Annotated in this window: 24 protein-coding genes; 10 read left to right on the forward strand and 14 right to left on the reverse strand. The window is 41.2% G+C overall.

Going from position 1 to position 26,495, the window contains the following annotated elements; genetic code table 11:
- Window positions 1-3 precede the first annotated feature (3 nt).
- The 7 genes from ispG to CCS77_RS03820 form a co-directional block, all read right to left on the reverse strand.
- Window positions 4-1,062, reverse strand: coding sequence for a flavodoxin-dependent (E)-4-hydroxy-3-methylbut-2-enyl-diphosphate synthase (gene ispG / locus CCS77_RS03790; RefSeq protein ID WP_107916610.1), 1,059 nt, complete (start codon window positions 1,060-1,062; stop codon window positions 4-6).
- Between the two features lie 66 nt (window positions 1,063-1,128).
- Entirely contained in the window at window positions 1,129-2,253 is a 1,125-nt protein-coding gene (locus tag CCS77_RS03795) for a hypothetical protein (protein WP_107916611.1), read from the reverse strand.
- 9 nt (window positions 2,254-2,262) lie between these two features.
- Complete coding sequence (locus tag CCS77_RS03800; RefSeq protein WP_107916612.1) at window positions 2,263-3,729, reverse strand: MBOAT family O-acyltransferase; 1,467 nt, start codon at window positions 3,727-3,729, stop codon at window positions 2,263-2,265.
- 51 nt (window positions 3,730-3,780) lie between these two features.
- On the reverse strand, window positions 3,781-5,631 hold the full coding sequence (locus CCS77_RS03805; protein WP_107916613.1) for a primosomal protein N': 1,851 nt from the start codon (window positions 5,629-5,631) through the stop codon (window positions 3,781-3,783).
- Entirely contained in the window at window positions 5,631-6,044 is a 414-nt protein-coding gene (locus CCS77_RS03810; protein ID WP_107916614.1) for a type II secretion system protein, read from the reverse strand. The genes CCS77_RS03805 and CCS77_RS03810 overlap by 1 nt, the downstream gene beginning before the upstream one ends.
- Window positions 6,041-6,277 carry a hypothetical protein gene (locus CCS77_RS03815; protein ID WP_012001557.1) on the reverse strand — a complete coding sequence of 79 codons (237 nt, stop codon included), beginning with the start codon at window positions 6,275-6,277 and terminating at the stop codon, window positions 6,041-6,043. Before CCS77_RS03815 ends, CCS77_RS03810 begins: the two co-directional genes overlap by 4 nt.
- Before the next feature lie 23 nt (window positions 6,278-6,300).
- Window positions 6,301-6,534: a hypothetical protein gene (locus tag CCS77_RS03820; RefSeq protein WP_021089317.1), complete on the reverse strand. Its 234-nt coding sequence runs from the start codon at window positions 6,532-6,534 to the stop codon at window positions 6,301-6,303.
- Between the two features lie 125 nt (window positions 6,535-6,659).
- Here CCS77_RS03820 and uvrB point away from each other — a divergent pair, with 125 nt between their 5' ends.
- Window positions 6,660-8,636, forward strand: coding sequence for an excinuclease ABC subunit UvrB (uvrB, locus tag CCS77_RS03825; RefSeq protein ID WP_107916615.1), 1,977 nt, complete (start codon window positions 6,660-6,662; stop codon window positions 8,634-8,636).
- Window positions 8,637-9,304: 668 nt separating this feature from the next.
- Here uvrB and CCS77_RS03830 read toward each other — a convergent pair.
- Both CCS77_RS03830 and CCS77_RS03835 read right to left on the reverse strand, forming a co-directional pair.
- Window positions 9,305-10,465, reverse strand: a complete 1,161-nt coding sequence (locus CCS77_RS03830; protein ID WP_107916616.1) for an MFS transporter — start codon at window positions 10,463-10,465, stop codon at window positions 9,305-9,307.
- Complete coding sequence (locus tag CCS77_RS03835; protein WP_107916617.1) at window positions 10,466-13,006, reverse strand: tryptophanyl-tRNA synthetase; 2,541 nt, start codon at window positions 13,004-13,006, stop codon at window positions 10,466-10,468.
- Between the two features lie 168 nt (window positions 13,007-13,174).
- On the opposite strand from CCS77_RS03835, the gene groES reads away from it, so the two are divergent.
- The 3 genes from groES to CCS77_RS03850 all read left to right on the forward strand — a co-directional run bounded on the left by groES (window position 13,175) and on the right by CCS77_RS03850 (window position 16,585).
- Window positions 13,175-13,435, forward strand: coding sequence for a co-chaperone GroES (gene groES / locus CCS77_RS03840; RefSeq protein WP_009293641.1), 261 nt, complete (start codon window positions 13,175-13,177; stop codon window positions 13,433-13,435).
- Window positions 13,436-13,452: 17 nt separating this feature from the next.
- Window positions 13,453-15,087 carry a chaperonin GroEL gene (gene groL / locus CCS77_RS03845; protein WP_002940160.1) on the forward strand — a complete coding sequence of 545 codons (1,635 nt, stop codon included), beginning with the start codon at window positions 13,453-13,455 and terminating at the stop codon, window positions 15,085-15,087.
- A 130-nt stretch (window positions 15,088-15,217) separates the two neighbouring features.
- Complete coding sequence (locus CCS77_RS03850) at window positions 15,218-16,585, forward strand: phosphomannomutase/phosphoglucomutase (RefSeq protein WP_009293643.1); 1,368 nt, start codon at window positions 15,218-15,220, stop codon at window positions 16,583-16,585.
- Window positions 16,586-16,652: 67 nt separating this feature from the next.
- Here the strand turns inward: CCS77_RS03850 and CCS77_RS03855 are convergent, their stop codons facing one another.
- The 5 genes from CCS77_RS03855 to CCS77_RS03875 form a co-directional block, all read right to left on the reverse strand.
- Window positions 16,653-16,967, reverse strand: coding sequence for a TfoX/Sxy family protein (locus CCS77_RS03855; protein ID WP_035142669.1), 315 nt, complete (start codon window positions 16,965-16,967; stop codon window positions 16,653-16,655).
- Window positions 16,968-16,987: 20 nt separating this feature from the next.
- Entirely contained in the window at window positions 16,988-17,845 is an 858-nt protein-coding gene (locus CCS77_RS03860; protein ID WP_087581880.1) for a cysteine ABC transporter substrate-binding protein, read from the reverse strand.
- 90 nt (window positions 17,846-17,935) lie between these two features.
- Entirely contained in the window at window positions 17,936-18,673 is a 738-nt protein-coding gene (locus CCS77_RS03865; protein ID WP_021089304.1) for an amino acid ABC transporter ATP-binding protein, read from the reverse strand.
- A 1-nt stretch (window position 18,674) separates the two neighbouring features.
- A complete protein-coding gene (locus CCS77_RS03870; RefSeq protein ID WP_103605260.1) occupies window positions 18,675-19,343 on the reverse strand; it encodes an amino acid ABC transporter permease in 669 nt (222 codons plus the stop codon).
- Window positions 19,330-19,983 (reverse strand): amino acid ABC transporter permease, encoded by a 654-nt coding sequence (locus CCS77_RS03875; protein ID WP_107916618.1) that lies wholly within the window; start codon window positions 19,981-19,983, stop codon window positions 19,330-19,332. Before CCS77_RS03875 ends, CCS77_RS03870 begins: the two co-directional genes overlap by 14 nt.
- A 109-nt stretch (window positions 19,984-20,092) precedes the next feature.
- On the opposite strand from CCS77_RS03875, the gene CCS77_RS03880 reads away from it, so the two are divergent.
- The 6 genes from CCS77_RS03880 (at window position 20,093) to CCS77_RS03905 (ending at window position 26,407) form a co-directional block, all read left to right on the forward strand.
- A complete protein-coding gene (locus tag CCS77_RS03880; RefSeq protein WP_002940350.1) occupies window positions 20,093-20,338 on the forward strand; it encodes a CBU_0592 family membrane protein in 246 nt (81 codons plus the stop codon).
- On the forward strand, window positions 20,335-21,303 hold the full coding sequence (locus CCS77_RS03885) for an agmatine deiminase family protein (RefSeq protein WP_107916619.1): 969 nt from the start codon (window positions 20,335-20,337) through the stop codon (window positions 21,301-21,303). The genes CCS77_RS03880 and CCS77_RS03885 overlap by 4 nt, the downstream gene beginning before the upstream one ends.
- A gap of 2 nt (window positions 21,304-21,305) precedes the next feature.
- A complete protein-coding gene (locus CCS77_RS03890) occupies window positions 21,306-22,232 on the forward strand; it encodes a cation diffusion facilitator family transporter (RefSeq protein ID WP_107916620.1) in 927 nt (308 codons plus the stop codon).
- A gap of 1 nt (window position 22,233) precedes the next feature.
- On the forward strand, window positions 22,234-23,106 hold the full coding sequence (locus CCS77_RS03895) for a carbon-nitrogen hydrolase (protein ID WP_107916621.1): 873 nt from the start codon (window positions 22,234-22,236) through the stop codon (window positions 23,104-23,106).
- A gap of 204 nt (window positions 23,107-23,310) precedes the next feature.
- Window positions 23,311-24,252 carry a TAXI family TRAP transporter solute-binding subunit gene (locus CCS77_RS03900; RefSeq protein WP_107916622.1) on the forward strand — a complete coding sequence of 314 codons (942 nt, stop codon included), beginning with the start codon at window positions 23,311-23,313 and terminating at the stop codon, window positions 24,250-24,252.
- 88 nt (window positions 24,253-24,340) lie between these two features.
- Complete coding sequence (locus CCS77_RS03905; RefSeq protein ID WP_107916623.1) at window positions 24,341-26,407, forward strand: TRAP transporter permease; 2,067 nt, start codon at window positions 24,341-24,343, stop codon at window positions 26,405-26,407.
- Window positions 26,408-26,495: the final 88 nt, after the last annotated feature.

The following is a 26,495-nucleotide window of genomic DNA, read 5'->3' on the forward strand; positions in this document are numbered from 1 at the left end:
GCTTTATCCTCTACTCTTTATCTCGTCGTCGATCTCTTGTAAAAATCTATCCACAAGCTCGCTCTCAGGCAGCCTTGCGACCACTTCGCCGTGTCGCATGATCATGCCATTGCCTTTGCCAAATGCTATGGCTACGTCCGCGCCTTTTGCCTCGCCGATCGCATTTACCACGCAGCCCATCACTGAGACATTTAGCGGCTCTTTTATCCCTTTTGTCTTTTCTTCTACGAGCTTTACTGCTGCCATGAGGTCAGCTTGCAAACGCCCACAAGTTGGGCATGAGATGATGTTTAGCCCCTCTTTTTGGCGGCCGCTATCTTTTAAGATCGCCTTTGCGACTTTGATCTCCTCTTCAAGCTCGCCCGTGATGCTAACTCTCATCGTATCGCCGATGCCTTCAAGCAAAAGCCCGCCAAGTGCGATCGCGGACTTGATAGTCGCATGAAACGCCGTGCCAGCCTCTGTTACGCCTAGATGAAATGGATAGTTTGTCTTTGGACGAAGCGCTCTATAAGCTTGCATCGTGCGCTCGACGTCGCTTGATTTAAGCGAAATTTTAATGTCCGTAAAGTCAAAATCCTCAAGAAGCTTGATGTTGTATAAGGCACTCTCCACCATCGCCTCCACCGTGCGGCCGTAGTGGTCCTCAAACTGCTTTTCAAGTGAGCCAGAATTTACGCCTATGCGAATAGGCAGATTTCGCTGTTTGCAGGCATCAACGACTGCTTTTATGTTTTTAGCTGAGCCTATGTTGCCTGGATTTATGCGGATAGCATCGACAAATTCGCTAACGATAAGCGCGTAGGTGTGGTTAAAATGAATGTCTGCAACGACTGGGATGGGTGAGCCTGCGACGATCTGCTTTAGCGCGCTGGCGTCCTCTTTGTCAAAAACTGCGCAGCGCACGATGTCACAGCCTGCAAAATATAGCCTTTGTATCTGCTCTAGCGTGCCTTTTACGTCCTTTGTCTTTGAAAATGTCATCGACTGCACGGAGATCGGTGCGTCACCGCCTATTAAAACATCGCGAATTTTTATCTGTTTTGTCGGGTATCGTTGCAAAATTTTGCCTTTAAATTTTATTGGGGATTATATAAAATCTTGGCTTTTAAATAAATTTGTTTAGCACTAATACCCAAAAACTTCACGTCTGTATTCTTGCGTATTTATAAATTTACTTCTAAGGCCCTTTTGCTTTTCTATGTGGGCATCAATGTTTTTACTAGTTATTTCTACGCCAAAATCGTTATCTATATTTTGTTGCATTAAAGCATCTAACATCATATCTGCAAGTTTTGTTTTGTAGTGGCTTGCTTCCCAATAGTATTTAGAGGTTTGATTTATATCTTTTGGTAGTTCTTGTGCTGTTATATTGTTGTATATACCAAAATCTATTATCCTAAATGGCTTTTTACCTAGCTTTAAAGCAACCTCTTCATTTATTGTCACTATTTGTTTTTTCCATTCATACCAAACCACATCAAGTCCAACTCTATAGTCCATAGCTTCAAGCAATCTAACATGCAATGGGCTTATTGCAATATCTAGTTTGATATTGTTGTCATGGCATTCTTTTAAGATATCTATAAAAACTTTATAAGATAATTTTGACACCTCATTCTTATTATATTTAGCCATGTATCCGTTTTCTAGTGTATTTATGGAGTATTTGTAATATCCTCCATTTTTTTGTACTTCTTCTAGCAAAGAAGCCTCTGTGCGCCTGCCATCAGGCTCAAAAAGTGGAGTTTGTTTTCGTTTTTTAACTGTAGCTATAGAGTCTCTAAGCATTTGAAGACTAAATAAAATTTTATATTTATACACTTTTGGATTTTTAAAATACTCCTCAAAATCATCCGTCTTATTGCGCATGCCCAGCATAGTTTTATCGTCGAAAACAAGTAGCGCTTGTTTTAAATTTCCTTGTCTTATTGCCCATTTTAGATATGCTTTAGCCTCATTAAGATTGCTTCCAGATATGGCTGCATTAAAGGCTGGTTGTGTAAAATATTTATGTGCAGAATCAAATGATCTTTGTGGGCGAGAATTTCCTAAAAAAATAGATGTAGGCTTTAGTTGTTGAATTCTTAAAACCTTTGCAAAACGCGCTTGTAGATCTTCTTTTGGCTTATTTTTAAATATGTTTGTATCATAAATTCTATATGGGTCAACTATATAGTTAAAAGTTGCTACAAATAGAATTATAAAAATTGTGGCGAATAAAAAACTAAACGTCCATTTTTTAAATCCCATGCGATCTTCCTAAAAATTAAAATATAAAAATTGAGACATCTTGTACATATTTAAAATAGCTAGCACAAAACAAAAAACAGCAATAGTTAAATTTTGCCAGCAAAGTTTAAAATATTGTATCTTTTGAGCAGAGTTTTTGCAAAATAGTACAAGTACAAAGCTGAAAACCATAAAATAAATCAAAGTATTTGTTCCATCTACTTGCAAATTTATATCCCATTTATCAAAACTTACACCATACTCTTTTAAAAATCCTACTCTTTTTTCTAATCTAGAGTTTAAAACTATGCCACCACTAAGCCCAAACATCCCTTTTAAAACTTTTAAAGCATCGTCCCAATCTTTTGCTCTAAAAAATACCCAAGTAATATTTATAAAGTTAAATGTTATGAACCAAGCCAAAATTTTATTCATCTTAAAGCCAAGTTCGCTCCAAATTCTGTGAATAACCAAGGCAACGCCATGCAAAAATCCCCAAAAGACAAATGTCCAGCCAGCCCCGTGCCATATACCACCTATTATAAAGGTTGCCATTAAATTTGCGTATGTTCGAAGCCTGCCTTTGCGGTTACCACCTAGCGGGATATAGATATAGTCTCTTAAAAACCTGCTTAGCGTTATGTGCCATCTGCGCCAAAAGTCTTGAATGTTTAAGGCTTTATAGGGTGAGTTAAAGTTTATTGGAAGCTTGATATTAAAAAGAAGTGCCGCACCGATAGCCATATCGCAGTATCCGCTAAAGTCAAAGTAGAGCTGAAATGTATAGCTTAGGCTAGTCGCCCATGCTTCAAATAAATTTAATACAGTCACCTTGTCAAAACCATTTGTTGCCCAAACAGCAAAACTATCAGCGATAACTACCTTTTTAAAAAGCCCTATCGAAAATATAAATAGACCAAGTGCTATATTTTTATAGTTGATTACTCTATTTCTTAAATTTGCAAACTGCGGCATCATCTCTTTGTGATGCACGATCGGACCAGCGATTAGTTGCGGAAAAAAGGTAACAAATAAGCAGTAGTTTAAAAAATCATACTGCTTCGTACCCCCCCCCGTAGCACTATCGACCAAATATGCTATCTGCTGAAAAGTAAAAAATGATATCGCAAGGGGCAATAGTAAATTTAAATGAGATATGTGGGTATTAAAGATAAAATTTACATTGCTTATAAAGAAGTCTGAATATTTAAAATATCCAAGTAGCATTAAATTTGCCACAATGCCTAGTACAAGAATAAATTTTTTAGAAATTTTACTATTTTCTTTATTTAGCTCCACTCCAAAGCAGTAGTTAAACACCATTGAGCCTAAGATTAGCGGCAGATATATGACATTCCACCAGCTATAAAAAAATAGAGATGATAGAACCAAAAAGCCTTTTGCTACTTCTGTAAGACGCTTTTTATTTAGGTAAAAGTATATAAAAAATGTAAATGGCAAGAATAAAAATATAAATTCATAAGAGTTAAAAAGCATTGATGCATCCGTTAAATTTTTGGTGAGATTATAATCAACATTAGCTAATCTCTAACTAAAATTTACTGGGTCTATATCGATATCGCTAAGTTCGCTTTTGCAGAGGTTTGCCGCTTTTAAAAGCATGGTGTGCGAGTTTGAACGAAGTAAAATTTCATATCTAAATTTACCCACAAGATACTCAGCCTGGCACTTGCCGTATCCAACGATCTCTAGCTCGTCACTTTTTAGTGGCTCTAGCCTTTGCACAAATTCGTTCATTGCACCCTTTGCAGTGCTCTCATCTTTATGCGAAACGACCACGCGAAGAAGCCTAGTAAATGGCGGATACAGTCCCTCTCGGTAGCCGATCTCATCCTTTAAAAACGCGTCGTAGTCGCTAATGAAGCTTTCGAAAAACTCCCTTTGCTTGCTTTGGATGATGACCCTGCCAGCTCCGTTTCTGCCGGCTCTTCCAGCTACTTGCATAGCAAGGGCGAGTGTCCGCTCTCTAGCTCTATAATCAGGAAAATTTAAAAGCTCGTCAAAGCCCATGATGACAGCGAGCACGACGTTGTGATAGTCATGCCCCTTGCTTAGCATCTGCGTGCCTAGCAGGATGTCGATTTTGCCGTCGTTAAATTCTTTCAAAGCCTTTACGAGCTTATTTTGCGTCGTGATCTCGTCTCTATCAAATTTAGCGATCCTAGCGTTTGCAAACTCAGCTTGCAGCCTCTCAAGAAGCTCGCTCGTGCCGATCTTTTTAGCCTCTATCATCTCGCTACCGCACTGGTGGCAGGTCTTTGGCACGGCCATTTTGTGCTCGCAGTATTGGCACTTTAGCACGTTTTGCTTTTTATAGTAGCTCATGCCGATGCTACAAAATGGACACTTCACCGTCTCGCCGCAGTTTTTGCAGACAAGATATTTGAAATTTGCCCTTGTTGGCAGGCAGATGACGGCTTGTTTTTTGTTTTCAAGCGTCTTTGCGATCTGCTCTTTTAAAATTTCGCTTATGCCAGTCTCGCTCTCATCAAATATATAGCTCTTTTGCGACTCAAAATATGTCCCTTTTAGGCGAAAGTGCTCCTGCTTGTAAAAGCTAGTGAGGCTTGGTGTGGCGCTTCCAAGTACCACTTGCAGGTCAAATTTGCTAGTTAGATAAAGCGCTAGGTCCCTTGCGTTGTAGTGGGGCTTTGAGCCTGTGTTTTTGTAGCTATCGTCGTGCTCTTCGTCGATGATGATGAGTTTTAGCCGCTCAAGTGGCAAAAATAGGGCAGACCTAGCTCCTGCTATTAGTCTTGCCTTACCGCTTTTAATATCCTTTAAAATTTGCTCTTTTTTCTTTGGCGTGATCTTTGAGTGCCACACTGCCACAGCCTCGCCAAAGAAGCTCTCTAAGCGCTTTTGCATCTGCGGTGTTAGTGAAATTTCAGGCATCAAAAATAGCGCTTGGCCGCCTGCGTTTAAAATTTCTCTGATTTTAGCTATATAAATTTCACTTTTGCCACTTCCCGTGTCGCCAAAGATGAGCGAGCTTTTTCGTGCGTTTATAAAATTTAGCGCTTCAAGCTGCTTTGGGCTTAAATTTGGCGCTTTAAAGTCGGTTGCGCCACTATAAATTTCATCATCTATAAGGCTTTGTGGCTCAAATAAATTTATAGCAACGCCAAGCTCGCAGGTGTAGTAGTAGGCGATAAATTTAGCCAAAGTTGCTTGGATGTCGTTTAGCTTAATGGGTAAAATTTCATCAATAAAGCTTGTTTTAAAGCTTGGCTCATCTACTTCACGCAGGATAAAGCCAGTTAAACTTTTGCCTCTAATTTTTGCAGTGACGGCGCGAAATGGCGCAATATCTAGCTCGCTTTTATATGTGAGCGCAGCTAAATTTACCCCGCTAAATACGACCTCGTAGTATCTCATCACTCAAGGGTGCTACAAAGTCCGTCGCTGCTCGTGCAGTCAAATTCGCCAGTGTCTTTGTCGTAAGTGAAATTTGCTGTTTGTCCGTCTAGTTTGAAGGTATAAGTTGTTGCTCCAGTTTTGTGCCAGCCGTTTTTTGTGCCGCTATCTTTTACAGGCACGCTCACAACGTTTTGAAAAAGGTTACTTCCTGGGCTCTCAAGCGTATCAGGATACTTTGGAGTGCCTTTTAGGATGCTATCATTGTATTTTAGCGAGATGCCACTTTTTATGGCGGCTATTTGTGTTCTTGCGTTTGCGACTATGGCGTCGCCTCTAGTAAAGAAAAGCTTTGGTATCGCGACTGCACTTAAAATGCCAAGTATGACGATGACAAATATGATTTCTATTAGGGTAAAAGCTCGTTTTTTCATTTATTTTCCGGTTTTAGTATCTCTTCTATCTCTTTTGTAACGTCCTTTACGACGCGCAAATTTGTGTAGCTCTCGTAGCTCTTTTCGACAAAGGCGTTTATAAGCTCACGAGGCTCGATAAATTTCTTTCCCCCCATAAATTTCTGCCAGTCGCGCTCAAAAATTTCAGCAAAATCATCATCAAGCGTTATCGTGTAGTCACGAGATGATACGGTGAGCGTGATCTGTTTCATTTTTTATGCCAAAAATGTCTAGCTTATCTGCCAAGGACGGCTTCGATCTTCTTCATTACATCATCGGCTTCGCTATTTTTCTTATCTAGATCCTCTTCTAAGCGCATGATCTGGTTGGTTTTTGCCTCATTTTGTGCTTTTAATGTTACGATCTCATTACGTAGCTCTTCATTTACTTTGCAAACTTCATCGTATTTTGTGATGAGGTCATTTACTTTATCGCTTAGTGTGGTTAAGATCGCATTATCTTCAAACATAAAGGTTCCTTTAAAATAATAATTAATGCCGTATTCTAACACGCAGAGGCTAAATTCTTTTTAAAATTCTCATTTGACAAAGCACTATCTTTGCTATAAAATTCGCCCAAATTTAAAGGCGATCAATGAGTAAATTTGAAATTTCATCTAAATTTAGCCCAAGCAGCGACCAAGCAAGAGCTATAAAAGAGATAGTAAAAAGTATAAAATCAGGCAATAAATATCAAACACTTCTAGGCGTCACAGGATCTGGCAAGACCTTTACCATGGCAAATGTCATACGCGAGCTAAATATGCCAACGCTCATCATGACGCACAATAAATCCCTTGCCGCTCAGCTTTACAGCGAATTTAAGGGCTTTTTCCCAAAAAACCACGTGGAGTACTTCATAAGCTACTACGACTACTATCAGCCAGAGGCCTACATCCCACGAAGCGACCTATATATAGAAAAGGATAGCTCGGTAAATGATGAGCTTGAGCGCCTGCGTCTCTCTGCGACTGCTAGCTTGCTAAGCTTTGATGACGTCGTCTGTGTGGCTTCAGTCTCTGCAAACTACGGCCTTGGTAATCCAAGCGAGTATAAAGGCATGGTCGCATACCTAAACGTCGGCGATAAAATCAACCAGCGCACGCTACTGCAAAAGCTAGTGGATATGGGATACAAGCGAAACGACGTTTATTTCGATCGTGGCGACTTTCGCGTAAACGGCGACGTGGTGGACGTATATCCCGCATATTTTAACGACGAGGCGTTTAGGATCGAGTTTTTCGGCGACGAGATCGAGACGATGTATAGCCTGGACGTGCTGGAAAACAAAAAAAGACACGACCTGAAAAAATTTATCCTCTACCCGACCAGCCAGTTTATCGTGGGCGCTGATAGGCTAAAGATCGCTATGAAAGAGATCGAAGAGGAGCTTGATGTGCGCTTGAAAGAATTTAACGAGCAGGGCAAGCTTGTTGAGGCGCAGAGACTAAAGCAAAGAGTGGAGTTTGACCTTGAGATGATGGCAAGCACGGGCATGTGTAAAGGCATCGAAAACTACGCACGCCACCTAACTGGACAAAAGCCCGGAGAGACGCCATACTCGATGTTTGACTACTTTGAGATAAGTGGCGAGGACTATCTAGTTATCGTCGATGAGAGCCATGTGAGTTTGCCGCAGTTTAGGGGCATGTATGCAGGCGATAGGAGCCGTAAAGAGGTGCTTGTGGAGTATGGATTTCGCTTGCCATCAGCGCTTGATAACAGGCCGCTTAAATTTGACGAGTTTATAAGCAAAAAGGCTAAATTTCTCTTTGTCTCAGCCACGCCAAACGAGTATGAGCTTGGTATCAGCCAGGGCCACGTCTATGAGCAAATTTTGCGACCTACGGGACTGCTTGATCCTTTGATCGAGATAAAAGATAGCGACAACCAGGTTGAAGCGCTATTTGACGAGGCAAAGGCAGTTATCGCTAGAGGTGAGCGTGTGCTTGTCACGGTGCTAACTAAAAAGATGGCCGAGGAGCTAAGCCGCTACTACATCGAGCTTGGCGTCAAGGTCAAGTATATGCACTCAGACATCGACGCGATCGAGCGAAATGAGATCATTAGGGGGCTTAGAAGCGGCGAATTTGACATGCTAATAGGCATAAATTTGCTCCGTGAGGGGCTTGACCTGCCTGAAGTGAGCTTGATAGCGATCATGGACGCTGATAAAGAGGGCTTTTTGCGCTCGACAACGAGCCTTATACAGACGATGGGGCGCGCGGCTAGAAACGTAAATGGCAAGGTGCTAATGTTTGCCAAAAAGATAACTAAGTCCATGAAAGAGGCGATCGATACGACGACTGCTAGACGTAAATTTCAAGATGAATACAACAAAGCTCACGGCATAACGCCACACTCTGCAAGTAGAAATATCGAAGAGAGTCTGCACGTCGAGGACGGTACGGAGATTTTAAGAAAAGGCGCAAATCTGGAAAAAATGCCTGCGAGCGAGCGAGCCGCGATCGTAAAAGAGCTAAGAAAGCAGATGCTTGAAGCGGCAGCGCAGCTGGAGTTTGAGAAGGCGGCGGCATTACGTGACGAGATAGCAAAGATGAGAAAACTTTAAAAAAGACAAGCCCTTTTTATTTTATACTGCGTTGGATATCGCTTCAAACTTCGGTCACGTATCATATATACGCTCCCTTGTTTTTGCTTATCCGCCTTGTCTAAAAACAAAAAAATTCTTGTCTTGGTGGCTTAAATTTATATGTTCTATCTTCGGTCGAAAATTTCTTCGTTTCTGCTTGCAGTTGCGAGCTTGCGAAGCAAAACATTTAAAATCATCGCAAGATACTTTGCCTTGATGTTTTGTAACTAAAATTTAAATTTATATTTGCCTGGTTTGTGCAAATTTTAAACTGCGCAACATTCAAATCTATCACAAAATACTACCGTTAAATAAAATTAAATTTTAATGTTTCGCGCATTTAGTATTTTTTATACGCTCCCTTGTTTTTGCTCATCCGCCTTGTCTCATCGTAGCGAAGTCTCGTTGCGAGCTTGCGAAGCAAAACATTTAAAATCATCGCAAGATACTTTGGCTTGATATTTTAGTAGCCAAAATTTAATTTTTTATGTTGCGTAAATTTAATATTCTTGTATGTGCTCCCTTGTTTTTGCTTATCCGCCTTGTCTCCTCGTAGCGAACTCAAAAAAATGGCGGTGGGATTATTTGTAGCATAAAAATGATGACAAAGCCGTGTTTTACGCTGTTAGCGAGCTATTTTTATAAATTTATATCTTGCTAACCGGCTTTAAAAAGTAGCTAGAAACCGCGCAGATGAGCGATACTGCGGCGATAAAGTAAAATGAGTGCGTTAGGCTAAAGATGTCAGCGATCTTGCCGATGACCGTCGCAAATATACCGCCGATTGTTATGCTAAGCCCAAGCGTTACGCCAGAGGCTAGGCCGATTTGATTTGGCAGATAAAGCTGTGCAAGGGCGATTGATGGGCTAAAAGATAGGCTGATGCAGGCACTCACGCACATGGAGGCCACGAGAAATAGCGCGTAGCTGTCGATAAAGAGCATTAGCACGACTAGCGGCGCGGCGATGCTTAGGCTTATTTTGATGAGCCTAACTAAGCCGTATCTATCAGCTAGTGCTCCGCCAAATAGCGTAGAGATCGCACCTGCAGCAAAAAACATACTTAAATTTACATTTGCAGTCTCTTTGCTAAGACCAAAAATTTTGATGAGATAGATGCTAAAAAATGCCGAAAAGCCAAAAGCGACAATCGAGCGTGAAAATATACACAGACAAAGCCTCAAAAATGCGCCCAGATCGTCTTTTAGAGCGCTTGTTTTTTGTGAAATTTGCTTTTTGTGATTGCCTTCTAGCGCTTTTATAAATTTGCCCTTTTTAAGGTATAAAAGCGTTAGAAAAATTTGAGGGATTATAAAGACCAGCGTCCCTTTTAGGCCAAAATTTCCCACAAAAACGGCGACTAAAATGGGTCCAACTGCAAAGCCCACGTTGCCACCAAAAGAGAATATGCTTATGCTTTTGGCTCTATTTTTGGCGTTTGAGGCGTAGTTTACGATCTTTGCGGCACTTGGGTGAAAGAGCGCGGCGCCGATACCGCTTATCATCACGCAAAGCAAGATGATGTAGTAGTTTGTGACAAAGCCAGTTAGGCTCATGCCACCGCCCGCAAGCAGTAGCCCAAGCGGGATGACGTATGGTAGCTCTTTTTTGTCGCTTAGTCGGCCGATAAGTGGTTGGATGAGCGAGCTTGCTAAATTTGTGGCGGTCACGAGCGAGGCGGCTGTAGCGTAGTCGTAGTGGTAGCTCGCGATGAAAAAGGGCAGCATCGCACCAAGCGCGCTTTGGTTTATGTCGCTACAAAAGTGCCCAAGCCCCATTAGATACTTTAAATTTTCCGCCTTTTTCATCTAAAATAGCCCTTTTAAAAGCCCCTTTAAATTTTGCTTTTCGCCGCTTGCGTCATCATCTTTGCCCAGCTTTTTATCTAAAAATCTACCTATCTCTTTTTTGACCTTATTCTCGAGATATTGCGACCTGACGTCGTATTTTAGCTTGTCTGTCGTGCCTGAGATTTGCACGTTTAGGTCGGTCTTTTCTAGCCTGCAAACAAGCGGCGCATTAAGCATTTTTGTGGCGGTATTATAAGTGCCGTTTGAAACCTTTATATCGCTCTTTGGCGAGCTTAAATTTACGTTAAAGATGACGTTGTCACCCTTTATATCGCCGTAAATTTTGCCGTCTTTGTAAATTTCTTTTGTGATGTCCTTGCCGGTGAAGGTTTTTATATTGTTTGTGAGATTTGTGCTGGCTAGGTGACCCTCTTTTAGTAAGATGTCAAATTTACCGAGCTTTTGCTTCGTCTCGTAGTCAAATTTAGCATTGCCGTTGCCGTCATATAGATGCTCTAGCCCCAAAGTCTGCGTTAGCCCTTTGACCTCAAAGTTTTTTAGCACCGCATCAAGCGTACTGCTTTTGTAGTTTGCCTCTAGTTTGCCCTTAAACAGATCATCTGAAGTGACTTTCACACTTAGATCATCCACTTTGCCATTTGCTGTTACTAGGGCTGCAAATTTACCGTGAAGCTCGCGGCCAGCTAAAAATGCAAGCTTATTTAGCTCTGAAACTACCGCTTGAAGCTTTAAGCTTAGCGTGCTTTTGCCCACGTTAAAACTGCCATCTATGCCCTTTATATCAGCTAGCGAGCTAAGAAAGTCGCCACTAAATTTTGCCATGTCGCCTTTATAGTCTAGGCTCAAATTTGAGCTAAATTTCTCATTTTCAGGGAATTTTTTATCGAGCATTTTGCTAAGCGCTGCGGCGTTAAATTTACCATCATTTAAAGTGATCGTTGCAGCGACACTTGGGCTTTTGCTAAAGATATTTTGCCCCTTTGCTTGGAGATTTGCCTTGGCGTTTGCCAGTCTGTCGTTGCCGCTAAGTGCTAAAATTTCTCCTAGCTGCGCCTCTTTTAGGCTAAGATCAAGATTTTCATTTTTTATGGTGGCGTTTAGCTTGCCAGCAAAGGCATCGCCGCCTAAATTTAGCTCATCTATCTTGCTGTTTTTGACCTTCACATCGCCCGCAAGCGCCATCTTTGAGCCCACCTCAAAGCCACTGACCGCTTTAAATTTCTCAGGGTCGCTAATGAGCAGGGCAAATTTGCTAAAAATTTGGCTGTTTTTTATGTCAAAAACGCCCTTTACATCCTTTAGCTCGCCAAGGTCACTAAGCACGTTTGCGTCAAAATTTACAAGCTCACCTTTTGCGGTGGCACCGCCTTTTAGCTCAAATTTAGCTGCGTTTTTAAGCTTTGCAAGCCCATTATCTATAAGACCGTTTTTTATCTCAAGTTTAGCCTCGCCCGCAAGTTTTTTTAGCTCATCAAAGCCGCTAAAATTTGCGTTTAAATTTATCTGTCCGTCTGCGTAGCTAGGCTGCAAGGCAAGCGATAGAAGCTCTTTTAGCTTGATGTTAGCCGCGTTTAGGGCTAAGTTTTTGCTATCAAAATTTGCATTTATCTTGCCACCAAGCCCGTTTATCTCAGCTTTTAGACTTTTAAGAGCATTTTCTTGCATTGTAATTTCGCCGTTTGCATCCACAGCGCCGCTTAGTTGCTCGCCTAAGAGCTTGCCAAAAAGGGCAAGATCAGGCACATTTAGCGAAAAGTCGCTCTTTAAATTTTTACTAGCTAAATCATAAGTCGTCTCGTTTGCTTTTAGAGTGGCTTTAGGTGCGATGATAATGGTTTTTGCGCTCACTTTTTCATTTGCAAATTTGGCATTTACGCCACCTTTAAAGCTTATATCTTTTGCTAAATTTAGCCCAAATTCATTTTTAAGAATTTCTTTGTTTATCGCTGCGTCGCTAGTTAAAATTTGAGCGTTTATGATGGGTTCATTTTTCTCATCAACTCCTTGCATATTGCTCGTTAGATCAAGCTTGCCGCTAGCTAAATTTGGCTTTTTGGCAAGAGCTGATATCTCAGAAAGCTCGATATTTTTAGCGTCAAGATTTAGAGCTTTTGGCAGGTAGTCTTTTAAATTTGCGTTTAAATTTATGTTTGAACCAAGCGCCGTGCCAGTGGCCGTTAGCTTGAAGTCGCTAAATTTACCAGCCACATTTGCTTTAAGAGCGACATCCTTTTTTAGCCCAAGCTCGCTAGCCTTTGCCTTGTTGGCATTTATATCTATGTTTAAGCTCATACTTTGAGCAAGCAAGGAGAGGTCGCCATTTGCCTTTAAATTTATGGCATCCATCACGGTCGCTTCTAAATTTAGAGTGCTAAGCCCAAGGTTAAAATCTTTAAATTTGACATCGATACCACGAGCTAGTGCCTCTTTTTCTATTTTGCTGGCTATAAATTTATTGCCAAAAGAGCTAAAGATAAAGCCAAAAATGCAAAGGATTATCAGCACCAAAGCCGTTACTATGTAGGCTACTTTTTTCATAAAATTCCTTTATATTAGTTTTACATATCATAAAACTTTAGTCACTTAGACTAAAGTTTTTAATAAAATTCACTATAAATTATTGACTTTTTCAGAAAAAAATGCTAGGATTTCATCACTCAAAAATAAAGAGTGCTAAAAAAGACAATTAAACTAAAAGGATGAACAATGAACTTTCAACCATTAGGCAAGCGTGTCCTAGTCGAACGCGTAGAAGAGACAAAGACGACAGCTTCGGGCATAATTATACCTGATAACGCAAAAGAAAAACCTTTAAGCGGCGAGGTAAAAGCAGTTGGTGCTGAAGCTGAGGGCGTAAAAGTTGGTGAAAAAGTAGTATTTGCTAAATACGCTGGCACTGAGGTAAATTTAGATGATAAAACATATCTTGTTTTAAACATCGATGACATTTTAGGCGTGATTAAATAATTTAAAAAGGAAAGACAATGGCAAAAGAAATTTTTTACTCTGATGATGCAAGAAACCGCCTATACGAGGGCGTAAAAAAACTAAATGACGCTGTAAAAGTGACAATGGGACCAAGAGGCAGAAATGTCCTTATCCAAAAGAGCTTTGGCGCTCCAAACATCACAAAAGACGGCGTTAGCGTGGCTAAAGAGGTTGAGCTAAAAGATACTATCGAAAATATGGGTGCAAGCCTAGTTAGAGAAGTAGCTAGCAAGACAAACGACCAAGCAGGTGACGGCACTACAACAGCGACTGTGCTAGCTCACGCGATATTTAAAGAGGGTCTTAGAAACGTAACTGCTGGCGCAAATCCTATCGAAGTAAAACGCGGTATGGATAAAGAAGTAGCAGCTCTTATAGATGCACTAAAAAACATCTCTAAAAAAGTTTCTGGCTCAAAAGAGATCGCTCAGATCGCTACTATCTCTGCGAACTCAGACGAGAGCATCGGTAAGCTTATCGCTGATGCGATGGAAAAAGTCGGCAAAGATGGCGTCATAACAGTAGAAGAGGCAAAGTCTATCCAAGACGAGCTAAGTGTTGTTGAGGGTATGCAGTTTGACCGCGGATATCTAAGCCCATACTTCATCACAAACCCTGAAAAGATGCAAGTTGAGCTAAGCAATCCATTTATATTATTATTTGACAAGAAGATCACAAATTTAAAAGACCTGCTTCCAGTGCTTGAGCAAGTACAAAAGAGCGGCAAACCACTTCTAATCATCGCTGAAGATATCGAAGGTGAGGCACTTGCAACGCTTGTTGTAAATAAACTTCGTGGCGTGCTAAACATCTCAGCTGTTAAAGCTCCTGGCTTTGGCGACAGAAGAAAAGCTATGCTTGAAGATATCGCTATCTTAACAGGTGGCGAAGTCATTAGTGAAGAGCTAGGCAGAACACTTGAGAGTGCCACTATAAACGACCTTGGACAAGCTTCAAGCGTAGTTATCGACAAAGACAACACTACTATCGTAAATGGCGCAGGCGAGAAGTCAGCGATCGACGCTAGAATAACTCAGATCAAAGCACAAATCGCTGAGACTACAAGCGACTATGACAAAGAAAAACTTCAAGAGCGCCTTGCAAAACTAAGCGGCGGCGTGGCAGTTATCAAAGTAGGTGCTGCGACTGAGACTGAGATGAAAGAGAAAAAAGACCGCGTAGATGACGCTCTAAGCGCTACTCGTGCAGCTGTTGAAGAGGGCATCGTAGTAGGTGGCGGTTCAGCTCTTATCCTTGCTTCAAAGAGCGTAAATTTAAATTTACAAGGCGATGAGGCAATCGGTGCTGAGATCGTTAGAAGAGCGCTTCGTGCTCCACTTCGCCAAATCGCTGAGAACGCTGGCTTTGACGCAGGCGTAGTAGCAAATGCAGTTGAGACAAGCAAAGATGCAAATTTTGGCTTTAACGCTGCAACTGGCGAATATGTAAATATGTTTGAAGCTGGTATCATTGATCCAGTTAAAGTTGAGAGAGTTGCGCTTCAAAATGCTGTTAGCGTGGCTAGCTTGCTACTAACGACTGAGGCAACTATCAGCGAGATAAAAGAAGAAAAAGCAATGCCTGCAATGCCTGACATGGGCGGAATGGGTGGCATGGGCGGCATGATGTAGCAGCCCTTTTCGAGCTAGAGCCTTTTCTAGCTCGAATTTAAATTTTAACCTCACTAAATTTATAAAATTATTTACTCCTTTTTAAATTTATTCTTGTATCATTTTTGCATTCTTTTAGGGAGAATTTACAATGAAATATGATGAAATTTTTAGAGAATACGACATCCGTGGCATTTTTGAAAAAGACTTGACAGAAGATAGCGTCAAGGCTATAGGGCTTGCTTTGGGTAAGAAATTTAACGAATTTGGCGTGAAAACTTTAAGCGTTGGCTTTGACGCAAGGCTAAGTGCTAGCACGCTTTTTAGGTATCTGCTAAGTGGTCTAAACAAGGCTGGTGGCTTTAAAATTTATAACATCGGCTTGTTACCAACTCCTGTTGGCTACTTTAGTGTTTATGCTGATTATTTTGACGCAAACATCATGATCACGGGCTCTCACAACCCAAAAGACTATAATGGCTTTAAGATCACCATTAAAAAAGATAGTTTCTTTGGTAAAGATCTGCAAATTTTAAAAGATAAGGTGAATGAGATAATCGCCTCAAATTTAGAGATCGCAGACGATGAGAGCTGTGAGAAATTTAATATCTTAGAAAAATACGTTGAGTTTTTTGTAAAAGAATTTAGCGAGCTTAAAAATTTCAAAAAGCCTTTTGTCATAGACTGCGCAAATGGCGCTGTTGGCGTGAGCTTGGTGCCTATCGTCAAGGCACTTGGGCTAAATGCGAAAATTTTATATGAAGATCCAGACGGAAATTTCCCAAATCACCACCCAGACCCAAGCGAAAAAGAGAATTTAAAAGAGATATTTTCACTCATCGAAAAAAAAGAATTTGACCTTGGATTTGGCTTTGACGGAGATGGTGACAGGATCGCCGTGATAACTCCAAAAAGAGATATAAAAGGCGATGAGCTAGCCTATCTTTATGCGCTAAATATGAAACATCCAAAGGTGCTTGGCGAGGTAAAATGCTCACAAAATATGTATGATGAGATCGCAAAAATCGGCGAAGTTTTCATGGGTAAGACCGGACACAGTAATATAAAAAAGATGATGAAAGAGCTAAATGTTGATCTTGCGGCTGAAGTGAGCGGCCATATCTTCTTTAAAGAGCGATACTTTGGCTTTGACGATGCGCTTTATGCGATGATGAGGGTGCTTGAGCTAGTTCATAAGGGCTTTGATCTTGACGGCGAGCTTGATAAGATGCCGCTTGTCTTTAGCACCGATGAGATCAAGATAAAGACGACTGACGAGGCTAAATTTAAGATAGTAGCCAAGCTAAAAGAGTGCGTGAAAAATGAAGGCTGCGACCTGCCAAAGATAAAAAATATCATAGACATTGATGGTATTAGAATTCAGTTTGAAAATGGCTGGGCACTGGTGCGTGCGTCAAATACAACGCCAGTTATCGTCACTAGATTTGAGGCAAAGAGCAAGGAATTTCTTGCAGAGATCGAGCAAAAAGTGACAAATTTACTAAAGAGCTTGATGTAGCCAATAAAAGCATTTTGGGTTAAATTTACTCCAAAATGCTTTTCAAATTTTTATTTAAACATCCAACTTATCTGGCTTTTGCTGGTTTCTTTTCGGGCAGTTCCGCATACATGCCGCGCAACAATTCTCCAATCAAATTCGCATCCTCAAATTTCTCGAATACATGCATTAACGTCTTTGAGCCATTATAAGGATAACGTAGTTCTGAGTCTGCAAGAAGTCTGTCCGATGTCGGCGTTCTCTTTAAAAACAGTTCATTATTACAAATGTCACCTATCAGTTTACCGTTAAAATATACAAGGTATCCACCCATCATGGATTTTATGACAATATCGCCGAATTCAGAAAATCTATCGCGAACATATTCATTAAATTCATTCACTATGATCACTTACTTTGAATTTAGAGTTTGCCGCCTTCGACGACTAGAGATTCAGGATTTACGCTGTCGCCATAGATCGGTTTTAGTGTTGCGTCATAGTCTTTGTGGAAGAAATTTTCTTTTCCAAGCTCGATGATCTCGTTATTTAGCCAATCAAGCAAGGCTTTGTTGCCCTTTTTGACAGCTGGAGCTATCACATCCACATCGCCAAGCGCCTCAACGCCAACGACAAAGCCAGGAGTCTCTTTTGCCCAGGCAAAAAGTAGAGCATTGTCATGCGCTAGAGCTGCACCCCTTTTATCAACCAAAGCTGCGAAAGTTTCGGTGTTTTGATCATACTTTAAAAGCTTGATATCAGGATAATTTTTTGTAAAAAATGCGTCTGCTGTTGTGCCTTTATTGACGATCAAAGTTTTATCTTTTAGCTCATCAACGCTCTTTATCACAGCGCCCTCTGGACTAACGATACCAAGAGAGACCTTCATATATGGAAGCGCAAAATCAACAACTTGCGCGCGCTCAGGCGTCTTTGTGAAATTTGCAAGCGTGATATCGACCTTGTCAGCTGTGAGCACTTCGACCCTGCCAGCAGCCTCGACTAGCTCAAATTTAACCTTGCTCTCATCGCCAAGCAGGTCTTTTGCGATGCGTTTTGCAAAGTAGATGTCATAGCCTTGGTTTTTGCCGTCTTTATCGACGTAGCCAAATGGCGGTTTGTCGCTGAAAACGCCTATCCTTATATATCCACGCTCTTTGATCTTTGCGATCGTGTCAGCTTGGTTTGAAGCGGCTGCTTTGTCCGCACCTTTGTCATCACCACAACCCGTTAGAAAGACGGTAGCGACTAATGCTAATAAGAAAAATTTAAATTTTCTCACTCTTTCTCCTTTGAAAAATTTAGTAAATAAGAGCGATCAAATCTCGCTCTAAACGCATTTTGAAAAACGGCAAATTATCTCTTATTTTTTCTAAAACGAGAATAAATTTAGAAATTTCTTCGCGCGATCGCTCTTTGGATTAGTAAAAAACTCCTCTGGCTCGCTGATCTCCACGATCGCTCCAGCGTCCATAAATACGATCTTATTTGCAACCGCCCTTGCAAAGCTCATCTCGTGGGTGACTATTAGCATCGTCATGCCATCTTTGGCTAAATTTAGTATCACATCAAGCACTTCTCTAACGATCTCTGGATCAAGTGCGGCCGTAACCTCGTCAAATAGCATGATCTCAGGGTTTAAACAAAGGCTTCTAACGATGGCTATACGCTGCTTTTGACCGCCGCTTAGCTCCTTTGGATAGGCAAATTTCTTATCAAGTAGCCCAACCTTGCTTAGCCACATATCAGCGGTCTTTTCGGCCTCAGCTCTATCTCTTTTTTGCACTTTTAAAGGTCCAAGAAGGACGTTATCTATGACGTTCATATGGTCAAAGAGCTCGTAGCTTTGAAAGACCATGCCGACCTTTTGGCGGATCCTTTGCCACTCTTTAAATTTAGCGTCTATCACTTCGCCGTCTATGACGATCTCGCCGCTTGCGATGCTCTCAAGGCCGTTTATGCACCTAAGAGTTGTGCTCTTGCCACAGCCTGATGGTCCAAGAAGCACTACTACTTCGCCGCTTTTAACCTCTAAATTTATATCCTTTAAGGCGTGAAGCTCTCCATAAAATTTGTTTATTTTTTTAAGTTCTAAGATATTTTCGCTCATTTTAGCTCCATTTTTCTTCTAGTTTTTTCGATAGTTTTGAGACTGGATAGCAGATCGCAAAATATAAAAAGAATATGAGCGTATATATCCAAAATGGCGCCATAGGATTGGTAAATACATTTCGCTCGATGATCTGCTGACCGACTTTGACCACCTCTACAACGCCGATTAGCACGACGATAGAGGTCGTTTTTATCATACGGCTTAGTAAATTTACAGCTCCAGGCACCAGCCTTCTAGTAGCAAGCGGGATGATGACATAAAAGTAAATTTGAAATTTGCTAAGTCCTAGTGAGGCGGCTGACTCAAACTGGTGCTTTGGTATCGAGGTGATCGCTCCTCGCACGATATCCATCATCTCAAAAACACCCCAAAGGCTAAAGACGATGAGCGAGGCGGTAAATGCCGAGATATGGATATCAAAAGCCTTACTAACGCCAAAGTAAAATAAAAATAGCCAGACGATCTGAGGCATGATACGAACGATCTCTAGGCAAATTTTTAAAATAAGATAGATAAATTTGTTTTTCATGCTCATCAAAACGCCAAGTATGAGGCCGCCGATGACGGAGATGATGATCGAGATAAATGAAATTTCAGTGCTTACTACAAGACCTTCAAGCAGCCTTAGTAAATTTTGCGTGTCAAATAATATACTAACTCCTTGCATGTCTTGCCCTTTTTTCAACGTAGCTAAGCGCCAGCGAGACTGGCAAGATGATGACAAGATAGCTAATAACCAGCATAAAAAGCGCCTCATCTGTCTTGTAATAAAGTCCGATGAGATCTTTTGCGACATAGACTAGATCAGCAAGCGCTACGATACTAACGATGCTTGTCTCTTTTAGTAAAAATATGACGTTTGCGCTGATGCTCGGAAGTGCCACGCTAAAGGCTTGTGGCAAAATGACATATCTTAGAAGCTGATTTTTACTAAGTGCGATGCTAAGTCCTGCTTCTATCTGCGACCTTCTCACCGCCTCAAAGCCAAGTCTAAAGCTCTCGCTCATATAGCTACCACCAAGAAAGCTAAGCCCAGCGACCGCACAGGTAAAGCCACTCATCGACACTCCAAGCTTTGGCAAGCCGTAGTATAAAAAGAAGAGCTGGATAAGAAGCGGCGTATTTCTTGAAAGCTCAACGTAGCAATCAACGAGCTTTGAGAGAAATTTTAGCTTGTAAAATTTCACAGCCATGCAAAAAATGCCTATCAAAATAGAAAAAACGATCCCCAAAAAGGCGATCTGGCAGGTGAGAATCCCAGCCTTTACAAAAAGGGGGTAAAATTTCTCAATAAAATCAAAATCCATAAACTTTAATCCAATCTGAAAAATGGAGATATTTTATCCCATAATCATAAATTTAAAACTAATTAGATATGATCACGCTTTAAATTTAAGCTTACAAAAAGGATAAAATTTGATCGATCTTTTTCAGATCATCGGCTTTTTAGGGATGATTTGCATCGTGATGGGCTACTTTTTACTTCAGATCGGCCGCCTAAATAGCCACGATCTAGCCTACCAGATAATAAATTTAGCAGGTGCGGTGCTACTTATAATCTCGCTTTTTGTGCACTTTAACCTCGGCTCATTTTTGATAGAGGTCTTTTGGATAATCATTACGATATATGGAATTTATAAAATTTACAAGGAGAGAGCGTGAGAGCGTATGCAGAGTGGGAGGAGCAGGAACTTTTGTTTTTATCGCTGCCACATAGTAAGAGCGACTGGGAGCCTTATTTAGAGGAGATTTTGGCGGGTTATGAGGAGCTTGTGGCTGCTGTTACGCCCTATGAAAAGGTGGTGCTCATCTGTCCTGATGAGGCAAATTTTGCCAGATTTAAGAAATTTAAAAATGTAGAGTTTGTAAAGCTTGAGACTGATGATACTTGGATCAGAGACTACGGTATGATCGACGTTTGCACCAAGGACGGCGTAAAGAGCTATGACTTTAAATTTAACGCTTGGGGTGGTAAATTTAAGAGCTCAAAAGATGATGCGATAAATTTAGAGCTGGCTAAAATTTATAAAACTAAGCTTGAGCCTGTTGATATGATACTAGAGGGCGGAAGCATCGAGTTTAACGGAGATGGCGTGCTTTTAACCACCTCAAAATGCCTGCTAAATGAAAATAGAAACAAAGCGCTTAGCAAAGAGCAGATCGAAGAAAAATTAAAAAATTTATTTGGCTTAAAGCGTATCATCTGGCTTGAAAATGGCTTTATAAGAGGCGATGACACAGATAGCCATATCGACACTTTAGCGCGTTTTATCACGCCTGATACTATTGCTTACGCAGCTTGCGAAGATGGGAGCGATGAGCACTTTGATGAGCTAAAAAGGATGGAAAATGAGCTTAAAAAAACTGGCTTTAAGCTGCTTGCTCTGCCGCTTCCTAAGCCTAAATTTTATGATGGTAAAAGGCTTGGCTGCACATACGCAAATTTTATCTTTATAAATGGTGCGCTAATCGTGCCAACATATAATGACGAAAACGATGAAAAGGTGCTAAATTTACTTGCCAAGGCACTGCCAGATAGAAAGATCATCGGTGTAAATTCGCTAGTTTTTGTTCGTCAGAATGGCTCGCTTCACTGCTCAAGCCAAAATAGATACAAGAGGGCCTAAACTTGGGAAGTCCTTTTGATTATGAGTTTAACCGCATAAATAAGCAGGAGTGCACGCAGGGCGAAAATAAGGCCGTCATCGCAGCAGGAGCTTGCGCCTTTTTGCTCGCACTTGTGAAATTCGCAGCGGGACTTTTTAGCGGCTCGGTCGCTGTGCTTGGCTCGGCGATTGATTCAATGCTTGATTTTATCGTTTCGCTTTTAAATTTATTTGCTCTTAGAAAGTCAAGAAAGCAAGCTGATGAGAGATTTAACTTTGGCTACACAAAGCTAGAGGCGTTAGCAGCGCTATTTGAGTGCGTCATCATCGTTGTGGCTGCTGGATATATATTTTATGAGAGTGTTAAGAAATTTAGCGAGCCAAATTTAGAGATAGACCTTGGCTTAAGCCTTGGTGTGATGGTCTTTTCGGTCGTAGTGACGCTATGTTTGGTGCTATTTTTAAACCAAATTTCTAAAAAAAGTGGCAACCTTATCATAAAAGCAGACGCGCTGCACTATAAGATCGACCTTTTTAGCAACCTTGCAGTCATCATCTCGCTGCTTATCATTAAATTTAGCGGATTTGTGATGATAGATGCGATCTTTGGCATCGTGATAAGTGGCTACATCGCTCAAAGCGCGATAAGTCTTGGCAAAGACGCCTTTGGTGTCTTGCTAGATCACGCAGCAAGCCCTGAGGTCACAGCTGAGATCATCAAGATGATAAAGGCAAAGCAGAGGATTTCAGACTTTCACTATCTAAACACAAGGCAGAGCGCAAATACCATATTTTTAACGCTGCACTTAGTTTTTGACAAAGATATCTCGCTTTACGACGCGCACGAAGTGGCCGAATCGCTTGAAGCTGAGATAAGAGAGAAATTTAAGGAATTTTCGTGGCAGATAACCACGCATTTAGACCCATATAACGACAAAGAAGGGAGATGAGATGAAAGTAGCACTACTTCAACAAGAATTTAAAGGCACAAAAGAAGCGACCATCGCAAAGACGCTTGAGCTAATCGCTGAGGCAAAAAAAGGAGGTGCTGATCTCGTAGTCTGTCAAGAGCTGCACCAGACGCAGTACTTTTGCCAAAGCGAGGATACAAATTTCTTTGATCACGCAAACGACTGGCAAGAGGATGTTGCTTTTTGGGGCAAGGTAGCAAAAGAAAACGGCGTAGTTTTAGTCACTTCGCTCTTTGAAAAGAGGGCTGACGGACTTTATCATAACACCGCTTTTGTCTTCGAGCGTGACGGTAGCGTGGCTGGCAAATACCGAAAAATGCACATCCCTGATGACCCTGGATTTTACGAGAAATTTTACTTTACGCCAGGCGATATTGGCTTTGAGCCTATTGAAACCAGCCTTGGCAAGCTTGGCGTTTTGGTGTGTTGGGATCAGTGGTATCCAGAGGCAGCAAGGCTGATGGCGCTAAAAGGGGCAAAAATTCTCATCTATCCAACGGCTATTGGCTGGTTTGAGGGCGATAGTGATGATGAGAAGTCAAGACAGCTTGAAGCGTGGGTGGCAGTGCAAAGAGGCCACAGCGTGGCAAATGGACTGCCAGTGGTCGCAGTAAATCGCGTCGGCTTTGAAAAAGATGATAGCGGCGTGATGGATGGGATCAAATTTTGGGGAAATAGCTTTGTTTACGGGCCACAAGGCGAGCAGCTTTTCCGTGCAGATAGCCATAGCGAGCTATGCAAGATCGTTGAGATAGACATGAAAAGAAGCGAAGAAGTACGTAGAATTTGGCCATTTTTACGTGACCGCAGGATCGATGCCTACGCAGATATCACAAAGAGGTTTATCGACTAAATTTAGAGCTATAATTTCTAGCTCTTAAAATTTAGATTGCTCGTAAAAGAAATATAAATTTATTCTTAAGAAAATATTTTTTTAAGCCTTGATTGTGTAGAATAGTTGCAACTTTACCAAAATGGCATAAAAATATCATATCAAAAAGATACAAAGCTAAATTTATAGAATAAAATAGCCTTAAATTTTTTGAAAGGATTTTAGATGAAAACTACTTCTTTGGCACTTGCTGGATTGCTTTTGGCAACAACACTTTCAGCAAAAGAATTTATCAGTATCGGCACTGGCGGCATGACAGGTACATACTATCCGATAGGTGGAGCGATCTGCCGCTTGGCAAATAAAAATACAGACGTAAAATGCTCTGTTCAATCAACTGGCGGCTCTGTTTATAACGTAAATAACGTCCTTAAAAAAGAGCTTACTTTTGGCTTTGTTCAAAGTGACGTCGTCTATGATAAATATAACGGCACTGGCAAATTTGACGGAGCAAAAGATGAAAATTTACGCTCAGTAGTAGCTATCTATCCTGAGCTTCTTGCATTTGTTGTAGCAAAAGATAGCGGTCTAACAAGTGATATCCAGTCTTTTGCAGGTAAAAAATACAACGTAGGCAACCCAGGCAGCGGCAACGAAGTGAGTACGCTTGAAGTCTTTAAAGCAAAAGGCTTTGACGTTTCAAAACTAGGCTACCGCGGCGTTTTAACAGTTGGCGAATGCCCGCACGCACTAAAAGATAAAAAAATAGACGGATATAGCTTTGTCGTCGGCCACCCAACTGCAAACATCACTGACGCTGCGACATCTTTGCCTATCGATATCCTAAACATCGAAGGCAGCGAGATCGATAAGCTTCTTGCAGAGAAGCCATACTTTGCAAAAGGTGTGATCCCAAAAGGCTCATATGACGGCGTCGATCACGACGTAAATACTATCGGCGTAAAAGCTGTTTTGGTAACTAATAAAGATACAAAAGATGAGGCTGTAAAAGCTGTGATAAAAGCTATTTTAGACAACTTTGATGAGTATAAAACTCTTCACCCAGCACTAAAATCAGTAAATAAAGAAGATCTCGTTCAAGGTCTTTCAGCACCGCTTCACCCAGCTGCAGAAGCTGCATTTAAAGAGGCTGGTATCTTAAAATAACTCAAATTTCCAGGGGCTTTTGCCTCTGGATAAAATTTAAATATGCAAATTCTTTTAAATTTTTATATTTAAATTTTAAAGGAGAGAGATGAACGAAGTCAAAGACAACGAAGAACAATTTGTCGAGGTAAAAACAAGGGAGATAAATAGCAATTTTTACAACTATTTTATTGCGATTGTATGCTTTTCTTGGTCAGTTTTTCAGCTTTATATAGCTTATTTTCCGCTAAATACTAACATTTCACGCTCTATTCACCTAGCTTTTGCGGTTGGGCTTGTATATTTGCTATATCCAGTCACTTTTCATAAAAAGGCTCATTCAAGCGTGCCATTTTACGATATTTTCCTCTGCGTAGTTGGCGTAGCGGCTGTGCTCTACCCAGCGGTTTATTTTTATGAGCTTGCCGATAGGACTGGGGATTATATCAAGCAGGATGTGATCATCTCATTTATCGCTATCTTTATCTTGCTTGAGGGTGGCAGACGCGTGATGGGGCCAGCTCTTGGCATCATCTGCGCTATATTTTTGATATATGACCACTTTGGCCCTTATATGCCAGACATCATCGCTCATCAGGGCGCTAGCTTAGAAAAGATCGCGGGACATATGTTTTTAACGACAGAGGGCGTCTTTGGCGTGCCTATCGGCGTTAGCGTTAGTTTTATCTACCTTTTCGTTCTTTTTGGCTCACTACTTGAGAGGGCAGGAGCTGGACAATACTTCATAAATTTAGCCTTCTCGCTTCTTGGAAAATATAGAGGCGGCCCAGCCAAAGCCTCAGTCATCGCAAGTGGCCTAACGGGCATGGTTTCAGGCAGTTCAACAGCAAACGTCGTAACCGTTGGTACATTTACTATACCGCTTATGAAAAAGGCTGGTCTTTCACGCACAAAAGCCGGCGCTATCGAGGTCGCAGCTGGCGTAAATGGACAGCTCATGCCACCTATCATGGGCGCAGCTGCTTTTATCATCGCTGAGTTTTTAGGCATGACATATACAAATGTTATGATGGCAGCGGTTATCCCAGCATTTGCTTGTTATTTGTCGCTATTTTTCATCGTGCATTTAGAGAGCGTTAAACTTGGACTAAAAGGCATAGATCAGAGCGAATTTCACTCAAGATTTAAAATTTTCGTTAGCGGCCTTCACTATATAACGCCGATTCTAATCTTGCTTTACACGCTTTTAATCGCAAAAGAGTCAGCCATAGCCGCAGCTTTTAATGCGATTGGATTTTTATTTTTAATAATGATCTTTCAAGAGCCAACTAAAAAGCTAGCTTCAGGCGAAAAAGTGGGGCTAAGCGACGTGCTTCTTGGCTTTGAGGATATATTTTGGGCGATGGTCGCAGCTGCAAAGAGCATGACCACAATAGCTATCGCAACTGCTCTTGCTGGCATCATCGTGGGCTCTATCTCGCTAACTGGCCTTGGTCAAGTACTTTCTGATCTAGTCGAGCTTCTAGCGGGCGATAACATCATGATGATCCTACTTTTAACGGCTCTTATGTCGCTTATCCTTGGCATGGGACTTCCAACGACAGCAAACTACATCGTCGTCTCAAGTCTTGTTGCGCCAGTTATCTTGTTTTTAGCGCACAAAAATGGCTTCTTAATCCCAGCCATCGCCGTGCATCTTTTTGTATTTTACTTTGGAATTTTAGCTGATGATACGCCACCAGTTGGCATCGCAGCCTACGCAGCAGCGGGCATTGCCAAGGCAAACCCAATAACCGTTGGCGTGCAAGGATTTTTTTACGATCTAAGAACAGCGATCTTGCCATTTGCCTTTTTCTTTAACAACAAACTTATGCTTATTGAGAGCATAAATACTGGCGATCCGCTTGATTCAAAAGGGATAGTCTGGATGAGCAATCCACTTGAAATTTTACTTATATTTGGCATGGCGATCGTGGGAATGTTTGCCTTTTCAAGCTTGCTTCAAGGATACTACGTCACAAAGCTTAGGATTTGGGAGAGAGTGCTACTTATCCCAGTCGTGCCTCTAGCTCTTGTGCCAAACATCTGCGTGAAATTTGGACTAATGCCAAACGAATACACAGCCTACATCGTAGCAGCAGCTCTTTATGGCTTTGTCTTTATGACTCAGTGGGGCATAAAAGATAAACCGCTTGATCAAATAAGAGCGATTTAACATTAGGCAAGAGCTCTCTTGCCTAAACTTTTAAATTTATTTATAAATTTCTATTGATTTTATAAAAAGTGAGAATTTAGGCTTTAAA

It is taken from the genome of Campylobacter concisus (assembly GCF_003048375.1).
In the GTDB taxonomy this organism is placed as follows: Bacteria; Campylobacterota; Campylobacteria; order Campylobacterales; family Campylobacteraceae; genus Campylobacter_A; species Campylobacter_A concisus_T.

Coding starts and splice junctions, on each gene's coding strand:
- CCS77_RS03795 (WP_107916611.1), bottom strand. CDS start 2,253: ATGGGATTTAAAAAATGGACGTTTAGTTTTTTATTCGCCACAATTTTT.
- CCS77_RS03800 (WP_107916612.1), bottom strand. CDS start 3,729: ATGCTTTTTAACTCTTATGAATTTATATTTTTATTCTTGCCATTTACA.
- CCS77_RS03805 (WP_107916613.1), bottom strand. CDS start 5,631: ATGAGATACTACGAGGTCGTATTTAGCGGGGTAAATTTAGCTGCGCTC.
- CCS77_RS03810 (WP_107916614.1), bottom strand. CDS start 6,044: ATGAAAAAACGAGCTTTTACCCTAATAGAAATCATATTTGTCATCGTC.
- CCS77_RS03815 (WP_012001557.1), bottom strand. CDS start 6,277: ATGAAACAGATCACGCTCACCGTATCATCTCGTGACTACACGATAACG.
- CCS77_RS03820 (WP_021089317.1), bottom strand. CDS start 6,534: ATGTTTGAAGATAATGCGATCTTAACCACACTAAGCGATAAAGTAAAT.
- uvrB (WP_107916615.1), top strand. CDS start 6,660: ATGAGTAAATTTGAAATTTCATCTAAATTTAGCCCAAGCAGCGACCAA.
- CCS77_RS03830 (WP_107916616.1), bottom strand. CDS start 10,465: ATGAAAAAGGCGGAAAATTTAAAGTATCTAATGGGGCTTGGGCACTTT.
- CCS77_RS03835 (WP_107916617.1), bottom strand. CDS start 13,006: ATGAAAAAAGTAGCCTACATAGTAACGGCTTTGGTGCTGATAATCCTT.
- groES (WP_009293641.1), top strand. CDS start 13,175: ATGAACTTTCAACCATTAGGCAAGCGTGTCCTAGTCGAACGCGTAGAA.
- groL (WP_002940160.1), top strand. CDS start 13,453: ATGGCAAAAGAAATTTTTTACTCTGATGATGCAAGAAACCGCCTATAC.
- CCS77_RS03850 (WP_009293643.1), top strand. CDS start 15,218: ATGAAATATGATGAAATTTTTAGAGAATACGACATCCGTGGCATTTTT.
- CCS77_RS03865 (WP_021089304.1), bottom strand. CDS start 18,673: ATGAGCGAAAATATCTTAGAACTTAAAAAAATAAACAAATTTTATGGA.
- CCS77_RS03870 (WP_103605260.1), bottom strand. CDS start 19,343: ATGCAAGGAGTTAGTATATTATTTGACACGCAAAATTTACTAAGGCTG.
- CCS77_RS03875 (WP_107916618.1), bottom strand. CDS start 19,983: ATGGATTTTGATTTTATTGAGAAATTTTACCCCCTTTTTGTAAAGGCT.
- CCS77_RS03895 (WP_107916621.1), top strand. CDS start 22,234: ATGAAAGTAGCACTACTTCAACAAGAATTTAAAGGCACAAAAGAAGCG.
- CCS77_RS03900 (WP_107916622.1), top strand. CDS start 23,311: ATGAAAACTACTTCTTTGGCACTTGCTGGATTGCTTTTGGCAACAACA.
- CCS77_RS03905 (WP_107916623.1), top strand. CDS start 24,341: ATGAACGAAGTCAAAGACAACGAAGAACAATTTGTCGAGGTAAAAACA.